Source organism: Rummeliibacillus pycnus (assembly GCF_050459865.1).
Classification (GTDB): Bacteria; Bacillota; Bacilli; order Bacillales_A; family Planococcaceae; genus Rummeliibacillus; species Rummeliibacillus pycnus_B.
Genome location: NZ_JBCMNM010000101.1, coordinates 1 through 9,266 on the forward strand (window position 1 = coordinate 1; position 9,266 = coordinate 9,266).

Below are 9,266 nucleotides of genomic sequence, written 5' to 3' on the forward strand. Positions count from 1 at the left end.
ACGAAGTGAGGAGGAGGCTTAATGCTTGCCCACGGAAAGCGCCTGTCTGTAGCGAAACATCCAAATCTGAATATAAAAAGTCAATTTTACGTAACGTAATTAACTAAATATAAGTATTAAATGGTTTCAAGAAATCAGTTCTTTTTATGGGGTCTTGGTACTATCGATAGTATGAATACATCACTAAATAGCCCATCTGAAACGATTGTCTCAGATGGGCTAATTCTTACGAAATTCAATGATAATATCTTAGAAATTATAATACGCGTTCCCAGAAACGTCCTTTTGCAATGCCATCAATAAATTGCTCAATCATAGAGCTTGTTAAATCATACACTCCAGGGGCATTTAATTTTACACGACTGTATTCGATAGGTTTAGGATGGCTTAAGGCTAAAGCAATCGGTTTGTAATGCTTATATGATGTTTCGATAAACTCTAATGTTGGTGTTTTAATTTCTGTTTCATTACTGATTAGCAATACCGCATCAAAGAGTGTGGGGTCGGCAATATCGAATGTTTTAGTAACTTTTCCTATATGGTTTAGCTCATGGATTTTATTATCAATGATGCAATAGCTTACTTTGCGTTCTATTAACTTCATCATCCATTTTCTTAGTTGGGATTCATCAGGTATACCATTCACTATGATGGCTACTTTTTTTGTGTCAGCTTTGAAAATTGTATTGGACATACTAAGTGCAGGTGACTTTTTAGTAGATGTTACTTCATGATTTTCTTCAGGTAATGGAACACCAATCGTTTCTGCCACTACTTGCGCCATTTGTCGATCAATATGATTCAAAATGGCAACAGCATTAATTTTGACCATTTCAGATTTACATTTCCCAATTTCAAAGCAAAGCGCGCTTTTCAAATGTAGTTGTTCATATGAAGAAAGCGAGTTATAAAATAATTTTGCTTGAGAAAAGAAATCAAGAAAGCTTTTACTACGACCTCTAATTTTTCGACCATCCACCTTTTCTTGATAATGTTCATATCCACTTTGCTCAGCTGAAACCGGAGAAGGTTGATTTTCATTTAAAGCATTCCGATGGTAACTTGTTTGACCCTTATGAATAATCATTTGATGCATGCCATCACGTTGATTGTTAGAGAATGGACACACAGGACGATTGATGGGAATCTGATGGAAATTGGGACCGCCAAGACGAGAAAGTTGAGTATCCGTATAGGAGAATAAACGCCCTTGTAACAGAGGGTCATTTGAGAAATCAATCCCTGGTACTACATGTCCAGGATGAAAAGCAACTTGCTCCGTTTCTGCAAAGAAATTATCAACATTTCGATTTAAAGTCAATTTCCCAACTATTTTCACAGGAACATCTTCTTCTGGCCAGATTTTCGTTGGATCTAAAATATCAAAGTCAAATTGATGTTCATTTTCTTCCGGTATAATTTGTAATCCTAGTTCCCATTCTGGATATTCTCCTTGATCAATGGCGTCATACAAATCTTGACGATGAAAGTCTGGATTTTTTCCGGAAATTCTTTGTGCTTCATCCCATACTAAAGAATGCAAACCAAGTTTAGGCTTCCAGTGGAATTTAACAAAATGTGCTCTTCCTTCTGCATTTATAAGACGGAAAGAATGGACACCAAAGCCTTCCATCATTCGGAAGCTTCGAGGAATAGCACGATCGCTCATGAGCCACATTATCATATGGGCAGTTTCAGGATTTTGTCCAACAAAGTCCCAAAAAGTATCGTGAGCACTTGCACCTTGTGGTATATCGGTATCTGGTTCTGGTTTAACCGCATGAACAAAATCAGGGAATTTTATTGCATCTTGAATAAAGAATACGGGCATATTATTTCCGACTAAATCAAAATTGCCTTCATCTGTATAAAATTTTGTTGCGAACCCACGTACATCTCGAACTGTATCAGCTGATCCTTTCGATCCTTGAACGGTGGAGAAACGTACAAATACGGGTGTAATTTTTGATGTATCTGTTAGAAAATCTGCTTTGGTATATTCTATTAAGGATTCATAAAGCTGAAATATACCATGAGCGCCAACACCACGAGCGTGAACAATTCGTTCTGGGATACGCTCATGATCAAAATGGGTCATTTTTTCACGAAAATGAAAATCCTCCATTAGAGTTGGCCCACGTAAACCAGCTTTTAAAGAAAATTCATCCTCCGTTATTTTTAAACCTTGATTTGTTGTTAAATCAGCCTTATTTTCGTTATTCATTGTAAACTTTTTTAATTGTTCATCCTTTTTGTTAGCCATATGGTTACCTCCAAATTGATTGCCATAGTTTATTGTTTGCCTTTTTTACATGTAATAAAACATTTTGTTATTTGTAAATTATGTGTCAAAAAAGAGTCCACACAGATTCAATAGGATTTGAATAGAATGTCTAAGTGAAAATATTTAATGGATAGGTGTGAAATAAGTTTGTGATGAAAAAATGGATTGTTGTCATATTTTTAATATGTTCAGTAGGATTGTCAGGTTGTCTTGAAACATCGGTACATGAGGAACGGGGAGATAAGAAGGTATCAGAGATCGATCAACAACTTGAAGCAAATGCAAAAGATCGTAAAAATAAGAAGACTGAAGAAACAAAACCAACTGTTATTAATATTGTTGATCCAAATACTTCCGAAGTCATTAAAACTTTTTCTCCAAAAGAGCTATGGTTCGAAACAAATTATGAAGAATATGAAATTAAAATAAAGGAAATGGCAAAAGAATTAGCAAGTGGGACGAAAACGGCTCCTGGTTATGACCAAAGGATGAAGCTTGATAAAATAGGGGAGAATGGAGAGATTTTGAAAGGTAATCCGTTAGTTGTTCTAAAAGAAAGTGAACTTGTAGATAAAATATTGAAGACTTCCCTTATTGGTGGAGTGGTTGAATTACCATTATATATTACCAATAGTAATTATAATCCTGATGAAATCGCAACATTTGGAGAAATGACGGTTGCTTCCTATACCACTTATTTTGATCCGTCTAAAGAAAATAGAAATAAAAATATAGAACTATCCGCAAAAGCATTGGACAATGTCATTGTTGGGATAGGAGATTATTTTTCATTTAATACGATTGTTGGACCGAGGGAGAAAGAGAATGGATACCAACCTGCCCCTGAAATCATCAATAAGAAGCTTGTGATGGGAATTGGCGGAGGCGTTTGCCAAACATCTTCAACACTTTTTAATGCAATTGACCAAATACAGGTAAAATATTTAGAAAAACATCATCATTCAATCAATGTAGGCTACGTACCAAAAGGAAGGGATGCTACTGTTTCATATGGTACATTAGATTTTAGATTTCAAAATATGAGCGATGCTCCATTATTGATCAAAACAATTTATGGTAAGAGCTCATTAACGATTGAAGTAAGAACTTCAAAAGCGAATGCAGAGAAATTATTATTGAATAAATAAATTGATTTAGGTAGTGAAACCCATCCAAGAAGATACATGGATGGGTTTTCTTTAATTAAAATTATTTTCTATACCTTTGCATTCCCTAAAGCTTGATCTAAATAGGCGATAATTTCTTCTTTACCACCAGCAACCGATTGGGCACGTACTTCATCTTTTTCTATTTTCTTTAACGCTTTTTGAACAACTTCGTTTACTTGAGCCTGAGGAATAACGACAACACCATCAGCATCCCCAATGATGAAATCTCCTGGTTGGATACTCATCCCACCTACTGCGATAGGAACTTGAATGACGCCACCACCAAATTTATTGCCAGCAGCTACTGTTGTGCCTAAACTGAAAACTGGAAAATCTAAATCGCGAATCGCTTGAATATCGCGAATCACTCCATCCACAACAAGCCCTTGAATATCCATTCCTTTCATTAACGAAACAACAAAATCTCCTGCAACTGCACGGTTTGTATCTCCTTTGGCGTCGACTACTAAAATAGCTCCAGGCTGTGCGATGCGAATTGCTTCTAAAAGCGCACCGTTTTCACCGATTGGTAAGCGTACTGTAATAGCACGTCCAGCGATATGATAGTGATCCATTAAAGGATTAATCGCGGCATTTAAATTAGTTGTTCCAGCTAGCGCATCAGAAATAGCAGTTGTTGGTAAAGTATGTAATAACTCTTCAATATTAATCATGTTAAACCTCCCTGTGAAATATTGGTTAATATTTTAAATGAGGTAATTAACAGAAACAATAGCTGACAGATAGAATTGGGGATTTTAAAGATAGAAAGGGTTCATTACAAGATGAAAATAATAAACGCCATCAAAATGGGAATAAGCATCATTTCCAAAACAAATTAATTTACATCGTGTAAGATATAAATTAAACTAATTACATCTTATGCGATGTAATTGAAGGAGGTTATCAATGAGTAAAACTTTTAATTTAGAAAATCAACTTTGTTTTGAGGTTTACAAAGCATCGAATCAGTTTACTAAATTGTACCGTCAAGTTTTAGAAGAATTTGATTTAACTTATCCGCAATACTTAGTGCTATTAGCATTATGGGAACAAGATCAACTTTTGGTGAAAGAACTAAGTGAGAAAGTAACTTTAGGAATTGGGACGTTAAATCCCATAATAAATAAGCTTGTAAACAAGGGCTGGATTTCAAAGGAAATATCAACTGAGGATAAGCGAGCTGTGATTGTATCATTAACTGAAAAGGCAAAAAAAGAGGAGAAAGTAATTACAAATAAAATCCTCCAAAAAGTTTCTCAATGTGATGCATTAATAGCAATTGATGATGATCTGAAATCACGATTACATGAATTAAACAAGTTGTTAGAACAATTAAATGAGATGGAGTGATTCAAAATGAGTATTTATGATATCAATGTCAAACTAGAAGACGGATCTGAATATAGTCTAGATCGTTATAAAGGAAAAGTTTTGCTAATTGTTAATACCGCAACAAAATGTGGTTTTACCCCACAGTTTGAAGAACTTGAAGGGTTATATAAAAAATATCAACAAGAAGACTTTGTGGTGTTAGGTTTTCCTTCTAATCAATTCCACCAAGAAGTGGATTCTGCTACAGTAGCTGCTGAACAATGTCGTTTAACATATGGAGTTACTTTCCCAATGCATGAAATGGTTAAGGTAAATGGAAAGGATGCACATCCATTATTCAAATATTTAACATCACATTCAAATGGTTTTTTAGGTAACAGTATAAAGTGGAATTTCACAAAATTTTTGGTAGATCAACAAGGAGAAGTAGTTAGACGCTTCGGTTCAAAAGATAACCCAAGCAGTTTTGAAGGAGAAGTTCAAAAACTACTAAAATAGAAAGAAAACCGACAAGTTAGATTTCCAAATATATAGGACACACTTTCATAAAAGTTATAGTGGGCCTAATAAATGGTAAGTTTTTCATTAAATAAAATTTCTAGAACCACTTTTCTTCCAATTCCATATGTATATATGGAGGAGGGGATAATGGATGGTTTCAACAGAGACTTTAATTATTCAAGGTCATTTCTTTACTGCAGTTTCAGTTTTTTTACCGAAGACGACATTGCTAACCATTTCAAATGACAAGGGTTACATTATGTGTGGTGCGTTAGATGTAGGACTTCTTAATGCACGATTAGCAGATCGCAAAATTATTGCAGGTAGGGCTGTTGGTGTAAAAACAATTGAAGAGTTGTTACACGCTCCGTTAGAATCTGTAACGTTTGAAGCAGAAGAACTAGGAATTACAAAGGGAATGATTGGTGAAGAGGCTTTATTGAAAATGATTTAAAAATACTTAGGTGAATGTAAGGAAAAGAGTAATTAAAGATTAATGTTAAAGATAGAAGGGGGCATTCGATTAAGAATGCACCTCTTCTTGTTTAGATTACATTTACTAATTTACTTACATATTCTTGAAACTTTTTAACTAATGCATGTTGTGGATTTTTTTCTGAGTAGATGCATCCAAAAGAAAGATCAGGTACAAAATGATTGTCAGCCAAAGATATGGGAATGATACGTCCAGTTTCAACGTATGGATCATCTGTCAAAAGATAACTGGATAGCACACTAATGGCCAATCCTTCTGCAACGGTTTTTTTTAAGACTTCTGAATTAGACGTATGGAATAGTACATTTACAGTACTATCATTGTCGACTAATGAATAAATAAATTCTTCCCAAAACTGACTAGTATATAAAACAATAGGATAGTCATATAAATCCCGAACAGTTAATGATTGTTTAAATGCAAGGGGAGAATCTTTCGGTACAATCACTTGAAAATATGCATTATAATCAAGTTTTTTAAATAATAAGTGCTCAGGTAGAGAATTTTCAAAGGATTTTTTAATCGATGTAAATCCCATATCCAACGAATGTTCTTTGATGTTTTTTAGAATATTTTTACTTTCCATTTCGATAATAGTCACTTTTATTTGAGGATAATCTTTTTTAAAAAGGGTAAGTGTTTTAGGTAAAAAATTCATTAAACTTGGTATGGCAGCTATTTTGAGTTCTCCCTTAAAGGTAGAAGTAATGGTTTGAGCATCTTCTTTTATTTTTTCTATGCTTTCCACAATTTTTAACGCATTATGAACAATGGATTTGCCTTCCTCGGTTGGCATTGTTCCAAAACGAGATCGTTTAAATAGTTTTATGCCTAACTCTTTTTCTAATAATGAAATGGATTGACTAATTGCAGACTGTGAAACATGGAGATTTTGTGCTGCTATTGACATGGACTGTGTATGGATGATTTCTTTAATATACTCCATCTGTTCTAGATTCATATAATATGCCCCTTTTGGTATTAGTAATACTTATATTAACATTAGAAATCATAATTTTACATAATAATTCATTATATTATACTGGTATATAGAATGAATGAGGGGTTGTAATTATGGAACAACTTAAAGAAGAAAAAGATAGTTATCTATTTATTATATTAGCTATATTTTTAGGCAATTTTTTAGCGTTTATTAATTCTGGTACTGTTAATGTAGCATTACCATCTATTATGAGGGAACTGCATACGAATTTAAATTCCGTTCAATGGATTTTAACAGGATTTATGCTTGCCATAGGAACCGTTGCTCCAGTTGTCGGTTTTCTGGGAAACAAATTTGGGTATAAGCAAATATATGTATTTGCTCTTGTCGGTCTAACTATTTCTTCTGCATTATGTGGTTTAGCAGGAAATATTGTCACATTAATTATTTTTCGTATTTTACAAGGTATCTGTTCAGGTATCATTCAAATAGCTACAATGACCATTATTTATCAATCAGTTAAAAAAGAAAAACAGGCAATGGCAATTAGCCTGTGGACGGTATCTATTATGGTTGCCCCTGCAATTGGGCCAACATTGGGAGGATTATTGACCAATTCATTTGGGTGGAAGGCGTTGTTTTTCTCATGTATACCAGTGGGAATTATTGCCACACTGTGTGCAATTTTCTTTATTCCTTCTAGTAAAAAAGAAAATACTGTCTCATTAGATATAATAGGGCTACTAACAGTTGTGATTGGAAATGTTTCCTTCTTAATGTATTTTAGCAAAGGATCTGAATTAGGATGGTCTTCTGCTTCTGCGATAGCATTATTAGTTTTAGGCGTTATTGGTATCGTTCTTTTTATTTGGAGAGAATTAATGGCGAAAGAACCGTTATTAAATTTAAGGGTGTTAAAATATCCCAAATTTGTACTGGGGACTCTTTTAAATTGCCTTATTTCGATTGGGCTTTACTCAAGTGTTTATCTCATTCCATTATTTATGGAAGAAGCGCAAGGAGCATCTTCCTTTATGAGTGGTTTTGTCATGCTACCAGGAGCATTGATTATGATTGTAGTCACCATAATCACAGGGAAATTCAATGGCAAATTTGACTCAGCTTGGTTTGTTGTATGTGGAGCAGTCCTATTAAGTGTTGCAACATGGGAATTTAGTGAGTTGAAAATGAATACTTCAATAGCTTCTATCACACTATTTATGATTGTACGTTATATTGGAGTTGGTCTTGCAACATCTCCTATCGCTACTATTTCAATGAGTGTTATTCCACAGGAACAAATCGGACATGCTACATCCATTTCAAATTGGCTTCGTCAAGCTGTGTCCGCATTGTCCATTGCAGTTTTTAGTAGCATTTTAGCAGCTAGAACACAAACGCATCTACTTGAACTGAAAGGTCATAAATTTGGAGAAGCCTTGAAGCAAGGGGCATTTCTTCTAGCATCAAATGACACATTTCTAGTAGCATTCGCCATTCTTGTTTTCTCTATTCCTATTTCTTTTTTTATGTTCAGTAGGAAGCAAAACAATTTATAGAGTTTATTTGAATATAAATGTTATACCTAAAATTAGAAAGTGCAGACTTTATACATATGTTAATGTACAAAGTTTGCACTTTTTTGTACCCATAAGGTTACCTGATATTCCGTATTGATTACTTTAATGTCTCTGTATATATAATCTTAGTTTTATCTTTAGTTAAAATGAACCTTTGGCTATGACTTCTTTTAATTTTTCATTTAACAAGTTAGCTTGTGTTATTGCTTGTTTATCCTGTGAAATATCTCCTGGACGATGGCCTTCCCCAATAATATATGCAGGGAAATTTATATCTAAGAAATCAAATGTATATTTGAACTGTTGAATAAGAGGTAGGCCTTTGATATAAGGATCATCTCCACCTACGGTCACCACAATTGCATTTTTTGTTTTCAATTGTTCTCTAAATTGAGGATATCGGTTATCTCGAATTGCATGGCTTATACGATCAACCATATTTTTCATTAAGCCTGACATCGTATACCAATATACAGGTGTAGAAAAAACGAGCAAGTCACTTTCCATAAACGCTTCAATAATTTGATCATAATCATCATCAACAGGTTGAAAACCATTTACATCATGTCGTAAATCGTGTATCGGTTTAATATTTAATTTTCTTAAATTAATTTTTTGATGCTGTATGTCCTTTGTGACAATATCGGTTAAGATTTCAGTATTACCATTTTCTCTCGAGCTACCTATAAAACAGGTGATTCTCATATATTGACTCTCCTCCAATACATAATTATATAAAAAGTGTAAATGAATCAATTTCATCATGCAAAATTTAAATAAAATATATGAATTTTTCATGATTTTCAATTTTGGTAATTGCAACGCTTTCCCGGCGACCCCTCGAAAATGCATTCGAATTTCCTTCGTGCGGTGTTAATTCAGTGAAGTTCATTTATAGGCCAAGAAAATTTATAATAAAAATCTTGTATAGCTATCTATGTTGATGTGGAATTAGCGA

The 9,266-nt window shown here is 33.9% G+C and carries 9 protein-coding genes; 5 read left to right on the forward strand and 4 right to left on the reverse strand.

Annotated features, from left to right (window positions below):
- Positions 1-256 precede the first annotated feature (256 nt).
- Positions 257-2,263 carry a catalase gene (locus tag ABE048_RS18015; protein ID WP_430312648.1) on the reverse strand — a complete coding sequence of 669 codons (2,007 nt, stop codon included), beginning with the start codon at positions 2,261-2,263 and terminating at the stop codon, positions 257-259.
- A gap of 173 nt (positions 2,264-2,436) precedes the next feature.
- On the opposite strand from ABE048_RS18015, the gene ABE048_RS18020 reads away from it, so the two are divergent.
- Positions 2,437-3,432, forward strand: a complete 996-nt coding sequence (locus tag ABE048_RS18020; RefSeq protein ID WP_430312649.1) for a VanW family protein — start codon at positions 2,437-2,439, stop codon at positions 3,430-3,432.
- 68 nt (positions 3,433-3,500) lie between these two features.
- Here ABE048_RS18020 and ABE048_RS18025 read toward each other — a convergent pair whose 3' ends face one another.
- Positions 3,501-4,127, reverse strand: a complete 627-nt coding sequence (locus ABE048_RS18025; RefSeq protein WP_430312650.1) for an RraA family protein — start codon at positions 4,125-4,127, stop codon at positions 3,501-3,503.
- A gap of 235 nt (positions 4,128-4,362) precedes the next feature.
- On the opposite strand from ABE048_RS18025, the gene ABE048_RS18030 reads away from it, so the two are divergent.
- The 3 genes from ABE048_RS18030 (at position 4,363) to ABE048_RS18040 (ending at position 5,743) form a co-directional block, all read left to right on the forward strand.
- Complete coding sequence (locus ABE048_RS18030) at positions 4,363-4,806, forward strand: MarR family winged helix-turn-helix transcriptional regulator (protein ID WP_430312651.1); 444 nt, start codon at positions 4,363-4,365, stop codon at positions 4,804-4,806.
- A 6-nt stretch (positions 4,807-4,812) separates the two neighbouring features.
- Positions 4,813-5,286: a glutathione peroxidase gene (locus tag ABE048_RS18035; protein WP_430312652.1), complete on the forward strand. Its 474-nt coding sequence runs from the start codon at positions 4,813-4,815 to the stop codon at positions 5,284-5,286.
- A 154-nt stretch (positions 5,287-5,440) separates the two neighbouring features.
- Positions 5,441-5,743, forward strand: a complete 303-nt coding sequence (locus tag ABE048_RS18040; RefSeq protein ID WP_430312654.1) for a YunC family protein — start codon at positions 5,441-5,443, stop codon at positions 5,741-5,743.
- Between the two features lie 91 nt (positions 5,744-5,834).
- Here ABE048_RS18040 and ABE048_RS18045 read toward each other — a convergent pair whose 3' ends face one another.
- Positions 5,835-6,746 carry a LysR family transcriptional regulator gene (locus ABE048_RS18045; protein ID WP_430312655.1) on the reverse strand — a complete coding sequence of 304 codons (912 nt, stop codon included), beginning with the start codon at positions 6,744-6,746 and terminating at the stop codon, positions 5,835-5,837.
- 113 nt (positions 6,747-6,859) lie between these two features.
- Between ABE048_RS18045 and ABE048_RS18050 the strand changes: the two genes are divergently transcribed.
- Complete coding sequence (locus ABE048_RS18050; protein ID WP_430312656.1) at positions 6,860-8,287, forward strand: MDR family MFS transporter; 1,428 nt, start codon at positions 6,860-6,862, stop codon at positions 8,285-8,287.
- Positions 8,288-8,449: 162 nt separating this feature from the next.
- Here the strand turns inward: ABE048_RS18050 and ABE048_RS18055 are convergent, their stop codons facing one another.
- Positions 8,450-9,013: a flavodoxin family protein gene (locus tag ABE048_RS18055; RefSeq protein WP_430312657.1), complete on the reverse strand. Its 564-nt coding sequence runs from the start codon at positions 9,011-9,013 to the stop codon at positions 8,450-8,452.
- Between the last annotated feature and the right edge of the window lie 253 nt (positions 9,014-9,266).

Coding starts and splice junctions, on each gene's coding strand:
- ABE048_RS18035 (WP_430312652.1), top strand. CDS start 4,813: ATGAGTATTTATGATATCAATGTCAAACTAGAAGACGGATCTGAATAT.
- ABE048_RS18025 (WP_430312650.1), bottom strand. CDS start 4,127: ATGATTAATATTGAAGAGTTATTACATACTTTACCAACAACTGCTATT.
- ABE048_RS18045 (WP_430312655.1), bottom strand. CDS start 6,746: ATGAATCTAGAACAGATGGAGTATATTAAAGAAATCATCCATACACAG.
- ABE048_RS18050 (WP_430312656.1), top strand. CDS start 6,860: ATGGAACAACTTAAAGAAGAAAAAGATAGTTATCTATTTATTATATTA.
- ABE048_RS18015 (WP_430312648.1), bottom strand. CDS start 2,263: ATGGCTAACAAAAAGGATGAACAATTAAAAAAGTTTACAATGAATAAC.
- ABE048_RS18055 (WP_430312657.1), bottom strand. CDS start 9,013: ATGAGAATCACCTGTTTTATAGGTAGCTCGAGAGAAAATGGTAATACT.
- ABE048_RS18030 (WP_430312651.1), top strand. CDS start 4,363: ATGAGTAAAACTTTTAATTTAGAAAATCAACTTTGTTTTGAGGTTTAC.
- ABE048_RS18040 (WP_430312654.1), top strand. CDS start 5,441: ATGGTTTCAACAGAGACTTTAATTATTCAAGGTCATTTCTTTACTGCA.
- ABE048_RS18020 (WP_430312649.1), top strand. CDS start 2,437: ATGAAAAAATGGATTGTTGTCATATTTTTAATATGTTCAGTAGGATTG.